Origin of the sequence: Devosia nitrariae (genome assembly GCF_030160115.1) — a bacterium.
GTDB classification, from domain to species: domain Bacteria; phylum Pseudomonadota; class Alphaproteobacteria; order Rhizobiales; family Devosiaceae; genus Devosia; species Devosia nitrariae.
This window is the reverse complement of record NZ_BSNS01000004.1, coordinates 205,764-222,806: the sequence shown is the minus strand read 5'-3', so window position 1 is coordinate 222,806 and position 17,043 is coordinate 205,764. Positions and strand designations below refer to the sequence as shown.

Annotated in this window: 12 protein-coding genes; 4 read left to right on the top strand and 8 right to left on the bottom strand. The window is 59.6% G+C overall.

The features are described 5' to 3' along the window. Nucleotides 1-174: 174 nt before the first annotated feature. On the bottom strand, nt 175-1,323 hold the full coding sequence (locus tag QQK18_RS04620) for a glycosyltransferase family 2 protein (RefSeq protein ID WP_284339117.1): 1,149 nt from the start codon (nt 1,321-1,323) through the stop codon (nt 175-177). Nucleotides 1,324-1,523: 200 nt separating this feature from the next. Between QQK18_RS04620 and QQK18_RS04615 the strand changes: the two genes are divergently transcribed. Next, nucleotides 1,524-2,498 (top strand): NAD-dependent epimerase/dehydratase family protein, encoded by a 975-nt coding sequence (locus QQK18_RS04615; protein ID WP_284339116.1) that lies wholly within the window; start codon nt 1,524-1,526, stop codon nt 2,496-2,498. 130 nt (nt 2,499-2,628) lie between these two features. Here the strand turns inward: QQK18_RS04615 and QQK18_RS04610 are convergent, their stop codons facing one another. The 3 genes from QQK18_RS04610 to QQK18_RS04600 form a co-directional block, all read right to left on the bottom strand. Beyond that, nucleotides 2,629-3,591 (bottom strand): glycosyltransferase family 2 protein, encoded by a 963-nt coding sequence (locus tag QQK18_RS04610; RefSeq protein ID WP_284339115.1) that lies wholly within the window; start codon nt 3,589-3,591, stop codon nt 2,629-2,631. Beyond that, nucleotides 3,588-4,418, bottom strand: coding sequence for a polysaccharide deacetylase family protein (locus QQK18_RS04605; RefSeq protein ID WP_284339114.1), 831 nt, complete (start codon nt 4,416-4,418; stop codon nt 3,588-3,590). The genes QQK18_RS04610 and QQK18_RS04605 overlap by 4 nt, the downstream gene beginning before the upstream one ends. A 183-nt stretch (nt 4,419-4,601) precedes the next feature. Further along, entirely contained in the window at nt 4,602-6,266 is a 1,665-nt protein-coding gene (locus QQK18_RS04600) for a glycosyltransferase (RefSeq protein WP_284339113.1), read from the bottom strand. Between the two features lie 194 nt (nt 6,267-6,460). On the opposite strand from QQK18_RS04600, the gene QQK18_RS04595 reads away from it, so the two are divergent. Next, nucleotides 6,461-8,272 (top strand): ABC transporter ATP-binding protein, encoded by a 1,812-nt coding sequence (locus QQK18_RS04595; protein WP_284339112.1) that lies wholly within the window; start codon nt 6,461-6,463, stop codon nt 8,270-8,272. Nucleotides 8,273-8,382: 110 nt separating this feature from the next. Beyond that, complete coding sequence (locus QQK18_RS04590; protein WP_284339111.1) at nt 8,383-9,537, top strand: glycosyltransferase family 2 protein; 1,155 nt, start codon at nt 8,383-8,385, stop codon at nt 9,535-9,537. Between the two features lie 230 nt (nt 9,538-9,767). Here QQK18_RS04590 and QQK18_RS04585 read toward each other — a convergent pair whose 3' ends face one another. From QQK18_RS04585 to QQK18_RS04570, 4 genes are all read right to left on the bottom strand, one after another. Continuing rightward, nucleotides 9,768-10,490: a metallophosphoesterase family protein gene (locus QQK18_RS04585; protein WP_284339110.1), complete on the bottom strand. Its 723-nt coding sequence runs from the start codon at nt 10,488-10,490 to the stop codon at nt 9,768-9,770. Nucleotides 10,491-11,313: 823 nt separating this feature from the next. Beyond that, nucleotides 11,314-12,228: a hypothetical protein gene (locus QQK18_RS04580; RefSeq protein ID WP_284339109.1), complete on the bottom strand. Its 915-nt coding sequence runs from the start codon at nt 12,226-12,228 to the stop codon at nt 11,314-11,316. Between the two features lie 221 nt (nt 12,229-12,449). Then, a complete protein-coding gene (locus QQK18_RS04575; RefSeq protein ID WP_284339108.1) occupies nt 12,450-14,735 on the bottom strand; it encodes a polysaccharide biosynthesis tyrosine autokinase in 2,286 nt (761 codons plus the stop codon). A gap of 204 nt (nt 14,736-14,939) precedes the next feature. Beyond that, a complete protein-coding gene (locus tag QQK18_RS04570; protein ID WP_284339107.1) occupies nt 14,940-16,127 on the bottom strand; it encodes a polysaccharide biosynthesis/export family protein in 1,188 nt (395 codons plus the stop codon). Between the two features lie 200 nt (nt 16,128-16,327). Between QQK18_RS04570 and QQK18_RS04565 the strand changes: the two genes are divergently transcribed. Beyond that, nucleotides 16,328-17,020 carry a DUF6030 family protein gene (locus QQK18_RS04565; protein ID WP_284339106.1) on the top strand — a complete coding sequence of 231 codons (693 nt, stop codon included), beginning with the start codon at nt 16,328-16,330 and terminating at the stop codon, nt 17,018-17,020. The last annotated feature ends 23 nt before the right edge of the window (nt 17,021-17,043 follow it).

Sequence of the window (17,043 nt, the reverse complement as noted above, 5' to 3'; positions counted from 1 at the left end):
GCCTGTCCCATCCGCCTTACGGGCGAGAGGCAGGACGTGCGGGCTCGTGATATCCGTCAGCTCACCGAGACGCGGCTCTCAACGAACCCGGTCGCCAGCAAACCCGGCTTTGCTTAGCCGGCACAACCGCGGGAGCACAATCGATTGACGAGGAGGAGTCCTTCATCAGGCTGACTACGACATGCTCGCTGCAGGCTCGCTTGAATTGACCTGCTCCTCAGGGCGTGTCACGGTGCTCGTCGACGGTTTTGAGCTAAACAGGCGCCTCTCACGCTCGGCATCGATACGTGCAAGCTGACGCAATCTGAGTTCGTGGTAGCGCGAAGGCCGCAATTCAAGGCCATCAAGGGGCGAAACGTCGAGGTACTTGCGCGGCCCGGCCGGGGCGCGGGGAGCGACCGCAGCCGTAACGGCATGCCACCTTCTGCCGAGCCAGTGGTAAATTCTAAAGGCGGTGAGCAGTGGATCATTTCTGAACGCGGTCATTTTGTGTGCCAGGGACAGTGCGGCTCCTCCCTCCCGCCACAAATTGAACCCACCCGCCCAATTATGGGTTGTCGCCAAGGCATAGCGACCTGCAGCTTTTGGAAGATCGGGATTGGCCGCCAGGCACCGCCTGACGGTCTCCACGACCGCCCGGCTCATGCGCAACTGGCTGCTGGACATGTTGCCGACGTAACGACGATATCCGACCAGGAACTGCGGTACGGCCGCGATGCGGTAGCGGGCCGCAAGCCTCAGTTCGAAATCGAGATCCTCGCTCCCGCCGATCCCAGCGTCGGCATAGGAAGGATCGAAGCCGCCCACCGCAAGGGCCGCCGACCGGCGCACCAGAAGGCTCGAGCCGTTGCCGACAAATTTAGCAAACAGCAGCTGGGCCAGGATATAACCGCTGCGGTAGCGGCTCGGCCCTGGTCGTTGGGTAAAGTCGTCAGTGTCGATCGATCTGAAGAGAGTGTAGCAAGCTGCCCAGGACGGGTCGTCCGCTGCTTCGAGCGTGGCGACCTGCAGCGCGATCTTGGTCGGGTGCCAGAGGTCGTCCGCATCGAGAAACGCAACATAATCACCCCTCGACCGCTCGATGCCGATGTTGCGCGCGCGGGCCACGCCGCCATTGGCAACGTTGATCACTTTTACGCGCGCATCGGCCTCGGCGAACCTCAAGGCAATATCGCGCGTCGTATCCGTCGACCCATCGTCAATGACGATTATTTCAATGGGCGAATAGGTTTGCGCGGCAGCTGAGCGCAAAGTCCGTTCCAGAAAGCGTTCAGCGTTGTAAGCGGGAATAACAACCGAGATAAGTTTCTCGCGGCTTTTCACTTCTTGATCTACTCCAACTTGAACGGAACACTCACTTAACGTAAAGTTCTAAACTTTTACTGCTGCAAGCTGCATGCAACGATATGCATTCTGATCTAAAGCAAAGAAAACCTGCATATAAACCAATATAAGGTATTCCGCCTCGCCAGCAAGCAAAGACACTAATATAAGACGACAAGCGTTTCCGGAAGGAGGAAACCTTGAGTAAAAATGCAAAAAGGGTGCTGGTAGCCGGTGGGTGTGGCTTCATCGGCTCCCACTTGGTCGATCGGGTACTGAAACGGTCCGACGTCGAGACGTGCGTGGTGGCGGACAACCTCTGGACCGGCCTCGACGAGAATCTGGCCCATGTCCGGGACCCGAGGCTCCATATCGTGCACTGCGATGCAGAGGCCTTCAGGAGTGATATCGGCTTTGACGAGATCTACCATCTAGCCTCGCCTGCCTCGCCGCCCTGGTATATGGGCGACCCGCGCCGGACGATCTCCGCCAATGTGATCGGCGCCCTCCGACTGCTGGAGTCGCTGAAACCAGGTGGTCGCATTGCCTATACGTCGACTTCGGAAGTCTATGGGGATCCACTGGTCTCACCGCAGCCCGAGAGCTATCGCGGGTCCGTCGATTGCACAGGTCCGCGATCGTCCTACGACGAGGGCAAACGCTGCACGGAGGCATTGCTGTTCGAGATGCGTCGGGCTCATGGTCTCGACATCCGCGTCGTGCGTCTTTTCAACGTTTATGGACCGCGTACGCGTCCTGATGACGGGCGCGCCGTTTCTAACTTTATCACCCAAGGCCTGGCTGGAAGGCCGATCACCATCTTCGGCGATGGTCTGCAGTCGCGAAGCTGGGGCTACATCGATGACATCGTCGACGGACTCGAACGCTACTTCTGGCTCGATCAGATCGATTATCCCGGCCCCCTCAATATCGGCAACGACCGCGAGATATCCGTGCTCGAGGTTGCCGAGTATGTCGCGCGCCTGACCGGCGTCGGCAAGGTGGTGCATATGCCACCCGTGCCGCAAGATCCGACGAATCGGCGCCCCGACCTGACCTTGGCAAGAAGCCTTATGCCGGGCTGGGAATGCAGGGTGCCTTACGAGCAGGGCGTCGAGATGACTCTGGAGTGGTTTCGAGCGCGCCTGACCGCCGGTACCGCGGTGGCGCAGTAGGGAGGGTAAAACCAGAAGTGTGCCTAGACGGCTCGATCGAGGCTCCGCTCATCCACGTCGATGAACGTCAGCTACGCGGTTGCAAGCAGACGGGGTCTCACGTTCGAGGAAGTGATCCTCGGACATGAGACTACCCGGAGCTCAGCAGTCGGCCAATCTTCGCTGTGACGCGCCGCGGCAAGCTGGCCACCGATTTGGCTCTGTTGACGGTTCTATGCAAGATAGGGTGGCGGTAGGGGCGCAACGCACGGTGCAGGCTTTTGAAAACCGCTGGGTCAACCTTTGGCTGTTTCGACAGATAGTCTTCGAACCAGTTGAGGAAATAGCGACGTACCTCGTCGTAGCGGCCGGTTGCCGTCACTTCAGCGACACACGAGTCGTCGTGCTGGCGATAATCGAGCCAGACGCGGTCAGAAAAGAAGACCGGGGCGGCAAGATAGAGCTTGGCCAGAAAACCCTGGTCCTCATACATCTGGCGCGGGCCCGTGAAGTGCTCTTCGAACCCACCTAGCGAAGCAACGAGGTCAGCACGCAGCATGATGTCGGATGGACATGGTGCAGCTGCGGTGCCCAATGGATAAAGTGCGAGCGACGCCTCGGGCGCCGGCACTACCACGTTCCACACATGGCCGGTCCGGATGATGACATCTTGGCCGGCATTCCACGACAGCCAGTACCGCACCGCGCCGCACAGCATGCCGACTTCAGTATGGGCATCCATGATAGCCACCTGCTCGCTCAGCTTGTTGGCGCTCCAGACGTCATCGGCGTCGATGAAGGCGATGTATTCGCCGCGGGCCGCATCAAGGCCACGATTTCGCGACGCACTCATGCCGTGATTGGCATGGTTCGGGTGATCCAGATAGCGCACACGATCGGGGTATCGTGCGGCATAGCCTTTGGCGATGGCCGTACTGCCGTCAGTGGATCCGTCATCGACCAGGATGAGCTCAAAGGAGTCGAAGTCCTGGGTCAGCACGCTTTCGACTGCTTCTTCGATGAAGCGTTCGCCATTGAGAAAGATCGTGATGACCGAGACGCGCGGTTCGTCATAGCGGGCGCCGGGCTTGGGATGGGGAGACGATCGGGTCATGCATCGATCCATTGCTTGTGCAGGACGCGGGCGAGCTGCGCGCCCGACCAATCCTTAACCTGAATGCGAGGTAGGTCGAAGAAATCGACGCGAGCGGTATTGACCGCGGCCGCCCGCGTCGAGCAGGCCCAATGGGCACCGCAATCCATGACGATGCTCTTGGTCGCGTCGTCGCGGTCGCCATAGGGGTAGGCGAACCCTGCGATCTTGGTGCCGGCAATCTGCTCGCAGGTCTGTAAGCTGGCACTGACCTCAAGACGTTTCACATCGTCCGGCAGGGCGGGAAGGGACGGGTGGGTCATCGTGTGAGCGCCAATGTTTATGGTGCCATCGCTGGTCAGCCGCACGAGGTCGTCGACGGACATCGCGCAATCGTCAGGGTTCGCCGGGGCACCGCCAAGAGCAGACCTGAGGGAAGTCATCGCCGCCATACGTGTGTCGTTATCGAGCAGGCGCAGCTGCCGCCAGATCGAAAGATAGAGGCGCTGTCGCTCACTTGCCGACGGCTCGCTGCCGCGCCAGGTGTCAGTATGTCCGGCATCCCTGTCGACGGGGGGTAGCACGACCTGAACGCGATCTGCACCGATCGAGACCTCGCAGTCGGCGGCTGCGGTTCGCGCCAATATGAGCTCGGCCAGTTCATCCCACCAGAATGCCCTGGTTGAGCCGATGCTGCCCGTCGTGATGAACACAGTCGCGGAGATGCCCAGCGACGCCAGGATCGGGGCTGCGACAGTTAGATTGTCACGATAACCGTCATCGAAGGTGACTGCCACAGCATTGGTGGGGAGCGTGCCGGCCGCGATGCGGTCGACGAACTCGCCCATGGCAAGCGGTGTCCGGGTTTGGCGAAGCATACGCATTTGATCAGAAAACCGTTCGGGCGCCACGGCGATCTCCCACGGGTCGTGCGTCGGGCGTGCCACGCGATGGTACATCAGTATTGCTGGACCTGTCTGCCTCGGTCGCAACCGACGAGCAATGCGAGCAAGGAGGCCAAGCACCTGGATTCACTCCTGCTTCTGAGCGCGCACGGTGACGATGACGGGATAGGCCGGATCGTCGATATTGAGCTTGCCGCGGTCGACTTCCTCGAGAGCCAGGCCCTGCAGGAAAGTGGTCGCGGCGTAGACGTTGCCGTGGCTTTCAACCTGGATGTTCTCGGGACCGAAAACTTCTCCGAAGAGGCGCATCGCGGCGACGGGAGTGATCGCCCAATACCACGTGCTGCCCCATTCGCCGCGGTCGATCTGGCTAATGCCCGGCACCGTCAAGAGGACCACGCCGCCCGGTTTCAGTGCCCTATGCATTTCAGCGACCGCCGCACGCATGTCATAGATCAGGTGAAGGGTCTGTGTCAGCACTAGGCAGTCAAACGCAGCCTGTGGCAGCGTGTCGGGGACCGACAGGTCACCCACGATTGTCGCGTGCGGATTATCGGCGTTGACATGCAGCACATCGGACTGCAGCACCCCCGAGCCGCCGAATTGGCGCGTGTAGCTATCGTCCCCGATTTCGAGCGTGCGTCCCCTGATGTCGGCGCGCTGGCGGGTGAGGAACGTCTCGATATAGTGGCGGTCAATGGGCGTGCCCCGATCAAAGCCGAACTGGCCACTTACCGGTTGGGTACGCCCGAAGTCGCCGAAGTTGAAGCGACCGAAAGGAACGACGCCTCTAAGGCGTCTAAGGAATTGGATTGCAGAAGACGGCAACCGCTTTCGGGCGAAATTGCGAGCACTGGATAACATGGAAACAGCTACCTCGATGGGTGCCAGTCTGAGCGCTGCGGCAGCAGCTTTGGGGTAGCGAAGGGGGCCGCTCGTGCCCGTCTCAAGACCCAACACAAAAGCCTGACGGGCGAAATATCGCTTCCAACGCCGCCGCCCTTGAATGAGTGCCTCTCTCTCGCCCGAGGCGGGACGGATATGCGGTTTCTGACGATCGAGGACCAGGAGAACGGCCGCCAGCATTCCACGATGATCGTGAGACATGTTAGCGTCGTGTCGGCGGTACTCCGCAATTGTATCGGAATGGGAGGCGATCTTCTCGTTCCGGGCAATCTTGAGATAGAGATCATAGTCCTCGCAGCGACGAAGCCTGGCGTCGAACCCTCCATGCCGAATGAGCGCTTCGCGTCGGTACATCACGGCCGCGTGCATGCCGATAGTGTTGCCGCCAAGCAAGTCGAGGTAGGGGTGTTCACCGGCCTCGATATACAGGGCCGGGCTCAGAAACTGGCCATTGTTCGCGATGTTGCGATAGGAACCGTAAGCAAATCCACAGCCCGGCGTCTGCTGGTGGCAGGCGAGCCCGGTTGCGAGTGCCGCAGGTAGCAAACGATCGTCCGCATCCAGGAATACGATCATCTCGGCAGTTGTCGCAGCCAGCCCAGTGTTCCGGGATGCCGCAAGCCCCTGGTTCTGCTGCCGAATATAACGGATGTCGGGATAGGCCTGGAGAACATGCTCTGGGTCGTCGCTGGAACCATCATCGATGACCAGGATCTCGTCAGCAGGACGCGACTGGTCCAATACACTTTGGATTGCATCACCCAGGTAGTGAGCCTGATTGTAAGTATTGACTACAACCGCGACGCTGGTTCGAACCTCTCTCACCTGCTCCGCGCTGGGCTGCATGGCGGCCGACACCTCAGTTGCGACGGTCGTCGACGGCACGGTCGAGATGCTTGCGAGAGTTTGCGAGCGCGCTCAGAGCAGGTAAAAAATACTTGCCATTGCGGGCGAAACCACCAGCGGGCAACGATACTCCGAACTCGGTCCGTGGCACTGTTTGGGCTTCTCTATGGTGTTGTCGAGCGAACTGCACTATCCTTTCCGTGTCATACCGCAAGCGTACGCAAAGATCATCAATGTCGTTTCTGCGTCGTGCCATTTCTGCATTCTTGGTTGACGCGTCCAGCCCGCTGTTTCCCCTCGCCAAGCGGTATGCCTGGAGCATTCCGGTCGTGACGCTATTCGGCTTTCTTGCCAGCGGCCTCGAGGGTTTGGGCATCGGGCTGCTTGTGCCGCTCCTATCCGTCGGCCTGCCCGGATCGGGGCCGGCAGAAACATCGGGTGGGCTGGGCTTCCTCATGCGGTTGCCATTGCTGCTCGATGAGAACATGCGCTTGCCGGCAATTGCCGCCGCGATCTTGTCCCTGGCATTGCTCAAGGCCGGCGTGCAGGGGGCAAGCGCGGTATTCATCGCCTGGCTTGACGGTAAGTTGAGCCATGAAATTCGCGCCGCGCTCGCTCATCGGCTTCTGACCGTCGGTTATCCGTTCTATCACGAAAATAACCCCGCACGTCTGCTGGCTATCCTGGGGACGGATTCCTGGCGCGCGTCCGACACCATTCGATTGTTTTTCGGGATGATCGCAGCGATAGGCGCGGTCACCGTTTTTTCCATTCTGTTGCTCCTGGTGAGCTGGCAGCTGTTTCTCGTAGTCGCGATCGGCTCCACGATCATCCGCGTCCTGCATGGCTCTACGAGCGGGCGACTAAAGAAAGGAAGCTGGCGGTTTGTAGGAGCAAACCAGGTTCTTGAAAATAGGATGATACGCGTCAGCAACGAAGTCGTCCGGTCCGTCAGGATTTTTGGTCAGGAGGGCCGGGAGCAGCGACTGTTCGATGAGGCCTCCGAAGAAGTTCGACGGTCATCGGTCGTGGTCGCTCGACTGTCGGCGATATTTTCATCGTTACTGGAAGTCTCTTTGGCGTTTCTGTTCCTTGCAGCGCTGCTCGCTGCCATCGCACTCGAGATGAGCGTGCCGCTGCTGATCGCGTTCCTGGCATTGCTCTACCGAATGCAGCCGCATGCAAGTGCCATCGGGCGAGCGCGACTGGAGATCGCGTCTTTGTGGGCGTCGGTCGAGGAAGTCGAGTGGCTGCTCGATCCGGCAGGCAAACCCGAGGCCCCCAAGGGTGCCTTGGGCTTTGGCAAACTGGAAAAAGGTATTCGTTTTTCCGGTGTGAGCTTCCGGTTCGCCAACCGCGAATCTGCGGCACCGGCCATCAATGATGCCGACTTCGAAATCCGTCCCAATGTCGCAACTGCACTCCTGGGTCGATCCGGGGCGGGTAAATCGACGATCGTCAACCTGTTGTGCAGGCTGATCGAACCCACGCAAGGGCGCATTCTGGTCGATGGTGTAGATTTATCCCAAATCGATCCCGTTCAATGGCGGGCCGGCCTTGCCATCGCGGGACAGGACATTGGACTGGTTGACGGCACTGTGGCGGAGAATATCGCCTATGGTGCGCCCGATGCCACGATGGCCGATATCGTGGAGGCCGCGCGCCGGGCCGATGCCCACGACTTCATCAGCGCCCTTCCTCAAAGCTATGAGTGCCTGGTCGGCAATCGGGGGCTCGGACTTTCCGGCGGCCAGCGGCAGCGGATCGGCATTGCACGGGCGCTCGTTCGTCGCCCACGGCTGCTGATCCTTGATGAGGCAACCAATGCGGTAGATGCGGTGTCCGAAGCGGCGATCATGTCGCTTCTCGACGAGCCAATGACCATCATCCTGATCAGTCACCGCGAGTCTCTCCTTGCGCTGTGTGAAGATGCCATCGTCCTCGAGCAGGGGCGCGTCGTGGAGTGGGGACCTTTACGCACTCTCAGGGACAAGCCGGCCGTTCGCGGAGCGCTCGAGAAGCAGGTCTTGGAACCAGCCACTTAGAGCTGGAGGAGAGAGGCAGAAGCGTCGGCTATTCCCATTGTCGACCAATTCTGATTCAACGATGTCGGTTGTCGTTAATTGTACGAAGCCGCTGTCCGGAGATTTGTCTTGTGAAAGCCGAAACATGGCATGAGGCGAGACAAGACAATATACTTGTCTCGATCGTTATTCCTGCTCACAACGCCGACCGATTCCTGGAGCGGACGTTACGCGCGGCCGTCGCTCAGACCCATGCGGCTTTAGAGATTATCATTGTGGACGACGGCTCGACGGACTCTACGCGCGAGATCGCCTTGCGGGCCGCTGAAGCCGATGCGCGCATAAAAGTTGTCAGCACCGCCAATGGCGGCGTCGCCCGGGCTCGCAACACCGGCATCGAGCACTCGAGCGCAGACTATGTCGCATTTCTAGACGCGGATGACCTTTGGCATCCGACCAAGATCGCGCTGCAGCTGGCCATGCTCGAGGCCGCCGATCCGTCGTGGGCGGCATGCTACTCCCTCTTTCGCCAGATCGATGCCGATGACTTTATCATCAGGCTTGGGTCGAGCCGCTACCGCGGCGGCTATATTTTTTCACGGCACTTGTTTGCCAAGTTCGTCGGCAACGGCTCCAACCTTCTGGTGCGCAAAGAGGCGGCACTTGCCGTTGGCGGCTTCGATCCGTCCTATGCCGATGCCGGCATAGGCGGGTCTGAGGACTTGGATTTCGAGTTGAAGCTCGCTGCTCGATACCACATAGCCGCTGTGCCACAGTTTTTGGTCGGGTACCGCTGTTATCCGGGCAACATGTCCAGCAACCAGGTTCGCATGAGCCGCGCGATCGTCGAAACGGTCAGGCGATGCCTTTCGGCCAACCCGGGCCTGCCGGAAACCGCCGTGCGCTATGCCTGGGCTGCGACCCACGATCAGGCCGGCGGGCTCAGTTTGTGGCACGAAGGGCACGTGGGGCTGTTGCTGAGGCACAAGATGACGGCGATCGCAAACGATCCCGTGCTGGCGGTATTCGGCGCTTTGGGCTTGCTGAGGAGAATTTTGCGCCCCATCAAGGCTGCATTGGTTCGCGAAGCCCCGGCGCATACGCGCCCTTATCTGGAAATCTCACCCCTGGAGGGCCTCGCACAACGACCTTCCCGTTACCATGAACTCAGGCTGCGTCAGCTCGCCAGGATCGACGCTGAACGCGAGGAAGCAATGTTCCACCGCGAAACTCCTGGAGATGGCGTTTCAGAGCCCGCCAAGCGGTTCTTGCTGAGCGAACCGTAGCAGCTTAAGGTCATCCATCCTCGTGGGAAAGCCTGGGGAGCTCCGCGAGGCACTGCACCTCGCAAGGATTTGGGGGATAGTCATCACGGCGTCGGCAAAGTGGCTCCGGTAGAATTACAACCCGCTGAGCAACTGCAGGTAGGCGAGAGGCACTGTAATTTGTTGCGCGCTGGACGCTCCCAAGCAACTAGGAAGCGGAAGGCCGCTGAGCATTGGCTGCAGGCCCCAATTTAAGCTGGAGATAATTCGCCCACCGCTAAAAATAGCGGCGGTTGGCGCTGCCGCAGCCGAACTGCGGTAAGGCGTCCGGTGGCAAATGCTCCGGTGTCGATATTAATTCGACCATCGGTTTCAGTGGCCTTATCGACAGGCGTATGGCCATGCACAATGAGTCCATTGGCCGCGCTTTGGGTTCGTGCTTCAGGACGCATCCAGAGCAGGTCGTGGTCGTTCTGGCTCTCAAGCGGGATTCCGGGACGTAGGCCTGCATGAACGAAAGTTACTCCTGGTAAGCTCAAGAGCACGGGAAGCCGCTGCATGAAATCTATGTGGTTGGTGGGTATGTGGTGCCGAAGGATCGTGATCCTGTCGCGCGGAGTCGCTGCGAGGTAACTTGAGATATTCACTCCATAAGACATCAAAGTCTCAATGCCACCGAGCGCCAGCCAGGTATCGTCAGACCGAGGATCAGCTAGATGATCGAGCATCATGACTTCATGATTGCCAGCGATACAGATCATCTTGAAGGACTCGGGCAGTGGCGTCATTAGCCGGTCGAGTACGCCTGAAGCGTTGGCGCCGCGATCCACATAGTCGCCCACTAAAACGACAAGCTTTTCTCCGGCAACTGAACGGCCATCAGTGACAATGGCGCTTAGCATGCGCTCTAGTAGAGCAAGGCAGCCGTGGACATCACCTATTGCGTAGACCGCCTCAGGCCAACTGGCAAGCATAATACGGCTGCGCCTGGGCGAAGGGCGATGAGCAGAATGGCGACGGAACAGTCTCTCGAAACCCAAAGCCGTTCATCCTTCCTTGCATCGTCAAGAGCATCATGTGCGCACGGCCCCTGCCAAATGCCGTAACGCTAATCTGCGAAGGAACGATAGCAATTCAACCCTTCGCGACGCGATTGAGCGGATCGCCTGCCGAACTGACTTTGGGGACCGCGCCTTCCAGGATTATCGGATTCCACCGTCTGGTTACTGTATGCCAGTCACTGTCTCTCTTACGTTAAGATGTGTTTTCGATGGCTTTCCACCGGCTTCCTCGATCCGACAGCCGCGCCTCGCGCTTGGCATCGATCGCGTAAGCTGGCGCAATCTGAGTTCGTGGTAGCACGAAGGACGTTGCCCGCCACCTAGGGGCGAGATCTCGAGATATCGCTCGGTTCCGCCGGGGCGCCACGAAACGAGCGCTTTCCCAATGCTCGGCGAGAAGTCTGCCAGGCTGGCATGCGTCCGCTGGACAAGCCATGCAAATTTGAACAGTTCCTCGGTACGCTCCGAGTGCCTGCGGGTAAAGGGGACATCAGCCTGACCGGCTTAGTTCCGTTGGTTCATATTCTGCTGGTAGGTGACCACATACCTCTGTTGGCTGACCACCTTCGGCTTGAACGGAACGTCGAAATGCTCCAGGTGCTCGCGACTGCGCAGTGCAAGTGCGACACCAACATTTGGGCAACATTCGAAAAGGGATGCCGGCTTTTAGCGAGAACGTTGCGTCAACAAGAACCAGAACCTACGCTCTGACTCCGTGTGAGCGCGTAAGGCTCCTTCAGGTCGAGTATACGGTATTGGACCCGTCGTGCCGCACTTGCCCCAGTGGCGCGTCGGCAGGCCTCAGCAGGGTAAGCACCTCTGCCCGCAAGGTTTCCCTCTCGATCGTCATCTGCTGCCGGGCCAAGGCGAAATTGTGCTCGGCGGCGTCCTGTGACCATGTGAGCGCCGACAGGGGCTCGCTCATCAGTTGATATATGTACCCCTCATAGGCCGGGCAGGGGTCCTCGACGACCGGAATCGTGCCGCAGAGGGCGCCTTCGAAGAAGCGGTAGGTCCAGCCGACGCCTTGCCCCTTGTAATCGCCGCTTGGGCACAGGACGAACTTCGAGTTCAACATCAGTTCGTAGTAGGCCGTGTTCCAGGATTTGAGCGGAAAATGGCGCCCCTGGTCGGAGGTGCGAATGATGACCTGGGTCTTGCCGATCCGTTCCTCCCTCGGTAGTTGCAGTCTATCTGTCCATTTGGCCAGGTACTTTTCGAGACGGTTCGGCTCGCGCAACGTCACTCCCTCGAGCTGAGAGAGCGAAAGCCATTTATTGATGGCGGCACGCCGTGTCGGAGTGCTGAGACCATCAAAGGATGCATCGAACCTGCGGGTCGCCGGCCATCGTTCACGGCAATGGGCTACGATCGCGTGGGGCATGACGAGGTGCCGCTCAATGCTTCCGATGCGGGTCACCGGCCCCAGGTGGTCAAGATGGAGCCCGGTCACGCGACTGGCTCCTTGCTTGCCCACCTTATAGTCGAAGCCGAACACCTCGCCGAGCCTGACGACAGCTTCAGTGTCCTGACTATCGACGCATATTTTGAAACCGGCCTCGCCGATGGCCTGAGCCAATCTTAACGTTTGCAGGAGCTGCATCGGTAAGCCGATGACGACATCGATATCGTTCGTATCTGGAACGCTCATTCGAGGTCCCCCGTTTGCCATGATGAAGAGTGCCACCAATATTGTTGAACTGCTAGATGCGTACGACAAATCGACCGCAGAATTATACGTCGGGCTGAAACAACAATTGCAGGTCCGCCGTCACCGTATCTTCGTCAGTACGCTTCAGGCCAGCCTACCGATGGCCAGGAGCAAGATCTCCACGACCCTCAACGCACGCAGTCCGCACTCGCGCATGAAGCTCAATCGCTCTCGTGATAGTAGGGGTGCTGACCGCCGTAATAGGGAGACGCGCCATCGGCGTCGTATAGCTTGAGCTTCTTTATATCGACCTTGTTGAGTACTACGCCGACGCACTTGTCCGCAATCAAATGCTCGAATCGCAGCGTGCTGCGGACCAGGCGGCGCGGTGTCTTACCCCATTCAACGACCAGTACGAAGGCGTCCATCTTGTCCGCGATGGCGCGCGCATCGACCACCGGGCCAAGGGGCGGCAGGTCAATGACGACGTAGTCGAAGCTGTTTCCTGCGGCCGCCAGGAGATCGGCCATGGTGTGCGACGCCAGCAGTTCGGCCGAGTACGGCACGCTGCGCTTGGCCGACGTTGGCAGAAACATCATGTCGGAGTCGTGATCCCGGTAGATCGCACGGGCAACCGGGGCCGTCCCGAGCAGCACTTCCGCCAGCCCGCAGTCAGCGTCGGGCGCCAAAGCGCGTGAGCACGCACCGCTGCGAAGGTCGCCATCAATCAACAGCGTACGCGCACCCTGCTTGGCCAGATATTCGGCCAGGTTCATAGAGACGGTTGACTTGCCCTCACCTGACATCACCGAAACCAGGCCAATCACCCTGGGCGCTTTGTGCTCGACCATCAGATCCACCGCCAGCTTTGCACTGCGCATCGTTTCGGCGAACAGCGAAGAAGGCCGGTCGACGACATGAGTGGTGATCGACTGGGTCTTCACGAGCGATTTGCCGTTTCCATGGCCGCTCCTGACCGCGAGGTTCTGCCTGCCGCGCAAAGTATTCTGCAGCACGGGCACGAAGCCCAGGAACTCCACGCCCAGCTCATCGCGAACCTGGTCGGCCGTGCGAAAGAAGCGGTCGCGGAATTCGCGCAAGGCGCCCAACCCGCCGCCCAGGATCATTCCTAACCCAGCCGAGATTGCCAAGGATATCGGCAGACGAGGGGAACTCGGCTTTTTGGGGGTTTCCGCGCGCGAGATGATGCGTGCCGCGGTCACGGGGAACGACTGCTGTTGGACCGCCACCTGATACCGCTCCAGGAAAGTCTGGTAGAGGCTGTTGTAGGTTTCCGCCTCGCGCTCCAGTTCCCGCAACTGAACAAGGTCGTCGTTTGCAGTCGTGCTAATGCCAGTTGCCTCGGCAACCTGTTGCTCGAGGTTCGTCTGCCTGGTCCTGGCCATCTCGAGCGTGCTGCGATAGCTCTCCGCAATGCGGCTGAGTTCCCCGAACATCTGCCGGCGATATTCCTGCATCTCGCCGCGCAGCCGGACGGCTGTCGCGTGGTCGGCACCGAGCCTCGCCGAGATGTCTGCTTCCTGTCTTGACGCTTCGAGGTAGCGTTCGCGCATTCCGCTGATGACAGGCATGCTCAGGGCATCGGACACCACCGCGTCCATTTCGCCCGACTCGATGATGGCCTGGATGCTGCGTAGCTGGGCATCGGCGCTGGCTGTCTCGGCCCGGGCCTCGACGAGCTGCCTGGCAATCTGCGACAACTCCTGTTCGCTCAGCAACTCGCCGCCGGTCGTAATCAGACCCTTCTCGGCACGATAATTCTGAACCGCAAGGTCGGACTCGAGCGCCTGCTGTCGAAGTTCGGCGATGCGATCCTGCATCCAGGAGCTGGCGCGTCTCGTCGCCTCGTATTTGGCGTCGAGCTGGTCTCCAAGATAAGCTTCGGCGTATGCGTTTACGATCTCGGCCGCGAACTGGGGACGGGGTGACGCATAGCTGATCTCCAGCACGTATGTGCGTCCGACCCGAACAACGAACAGATTGGAGGCAAGATGTTCCGCGGCTTCGGATCGGTGATCCGCTTCGCCTTCGCCCTGGATCGCCGCTTCCGCCATGAAAAGTGACGTGAGGGAGACGATGAAGTTACGCAGGTCCGACAGGAGCGAGCCACTTCCCATCCAGAGGCGCGGATCTGTCGTTAGATCGAGATCATCGACCACGGCCAGTGCGAGCTCCTCGGACTTGAGCAATTCGACCTGGCTGAGGATCGATGCTTCGTCGTCTGTCACGCCGCCAACCGCGGAGAGCTCCTCGATGATCCGGCTGTCCGCGGAGTCGATAAGCACTCTGGACGACGCGGTGTAGATGGGCACGGAGGTCAGGAAGTGGATCACACCCAGCACCAGCACCGCCAGCACTGCCGATACCGTCACCCATAGCTGGCGGCGCGCGGCCGCCAGAAGAGCATCAAGATCGAGGGGTTTGTCGCCGATCTCGTCTGGCGGTGAAAATGAAGCTCCATATGTGGCCCGGAAAGTCTTCTGCACGGAACTTCCTCACAACAACAGCGCAAAGGCGCCGGTGCAACGGACCGATCACGTTCTGGCCGGCATAAAATAGGTCATGTTCGCAGTCGACAGAACATCGGCAACGAGCTGCACGCGCCCTCCCCGAGAGTGCTTAACCAAATATTACCGGCGTCAGTAAAGCCAATCAAGCGAATGCGTGCACAGCCGTTCAGCGAGGTTAATTCATAGTCCTTCGAAGGCGTCGCGCGATTGCACGACGTTCGCCGGCACGTTGGAGCTGGTGTTCGAAATGCCGTTGATGAGGCTGAGGAACTTCGAAATCTCCGTGGATTGGGAATTGCCTACGTAGATAATGTCCTTGTCCTCCATCAAGAATTGCTGCACCGCAAAAAATGTAGCGGGATTCTGAAGATCAGCGCGGAATATTACCGGGACTTTGCCCGGCGCGTGGGAGGCGGTTATTCCAAGTTGCTGCAGTGTATGGCCATCGACTTCGCGATAGAGGAAAACATCTTTTGGATCAGCGCGGCTGTCAAGTAACCCGCCCACCTTTGCCAAAGCTTCGCCGAACGTCAGGTTGGAGTCGTCGAAGTCCACCCGACCGCTGGCACCGGTAGCGCCAAAGGCCAGATATGTGCGTCGCTCGCGAGCGACGTGGATTGTGTCACCGGGCCTCACGAAGATGTTTTCGCTGGGGTCCTCGACCAGGGTCTGGAAGAGGGCAGTCGCCGTCACGCCGCTGCGTTCGATCGTGACGTAAGTCTCTGCGTCGGGAGCAGTGAGACCGCCGGCGCGTGAAATCACGTCCAGGACGCGCTCCCCACGAGGGCTGAGATCCAATTCAGAAGGGGACCTCACTGCCCCGAGGATGGACAGGCGGTTGGACCGGCTCAATGCAGTGGTGATGATGACCTGTGGTTCGATCGCCCGAGTGGCGAGACGGTCTTCGATATCCGCCTGCACTTCCGAGATCGGGCGACCCGCCACTCGTATCTCACCCGCATAAGGGATGTCGATGTTCCCGTTGGCGTCAATCGTCTGCTCCGGCAAGGTGACATAGTTCCCCGCGCTCGCGGCTCCGTCCTGCGGCAGGAACAAGCCTCCGGCCTGGGACTCGAAAATTGCCACCTGCACGACATCGCCAACGCCCAGATTTGCTGAAACGGGCCTCCCCGGACCGCCCGTACCAAATCCGTCGCGCAGAGACGTGCGCACCGAAGCGTTGAAGTAGGGCAGGATCGATTTGGAGATCTCCAACAGGACATAGTTGGAAGCGCCGGTTTGCGTATCGGGTGCCCTGTAGCTTGCCACGGCGTTGTACTCTATGGCTCGCGGGTCCGGCCCCGAGTTCGACAACCCCACACATCCGGCGAGCAGGCCGGTAAGCACAACGGCGAATATCCCACGCATGACCAAGCGTCCCCCAAGGTCGGTACAAGCCCCTTACAATATCCAAGTAACGTAGCTACCGCACCACGAATCTTTCAAAGACGATTAATGTATTCCGGATTGATGCGCGGTGTGGCAGTTTAGGCACGCTGCCGGCAAGAGATTAGTGCGCGATGACATATCGTCCGACAAGCGGAAGGTCTGCTGCGGCCGCTGGCCTTATGACTGTTTACTTCCTCATTTCATGGGCCAGTGGCGCTGACGCGCAGGAGCGTACCGGAGTTTTATTTAGATCGGATGTGCCCGCCGAACAGCTCAGTCTTCCTTTGACCCCACCACGTCCGAGCAATGCGCAATTTGAGCCAAATCCTGCACTGTCCCGGCCGGAACTGCAAGTGTTTACCAGAACCTATCCATTCGCGCCGGAACACGCCTGTGCTGTTGCAATCAGCGTCGTTGAACCCGACGAGTATGTCTCTACTGCACAGGGGGCCGTGCAGACCTGCTATTGGATTGCTACAGTGCCCAATACCAATGTCGCCAGGTGCGCAGCTGCCGAGGCGTCTGCACGGCTCGAACCGGAGTGCCCGCCGCCGTTATATGGGTCGCCGGGAAGCCTATTTTTCATCGCGCGCGGAGACGCTGCCACCACGCAATCCTTGCGGATCAAGCTGAACTCCGGGGTTGACAGGCTGCGCGCCGACCTGCCGTTTCTACTGGAAGTGGTCACCTGGCTTCACCAGGAGCGCTCATGGTCCGTTCCGAGCGAACTCGCGCGCGCAGTCGCCGAAGGTAAGGACGTAGCCTTGGAGCATGCTGGCGTTCGCTATGAGCTTTGGCGCGAGGTCGGGGACGTGCCTCGGTACAATCTGACGCTCACCTTCGCCGTCTGGCAGGTGACGAATTTCGACTAGAGCGAATGCAGCCTGTTGTGAAA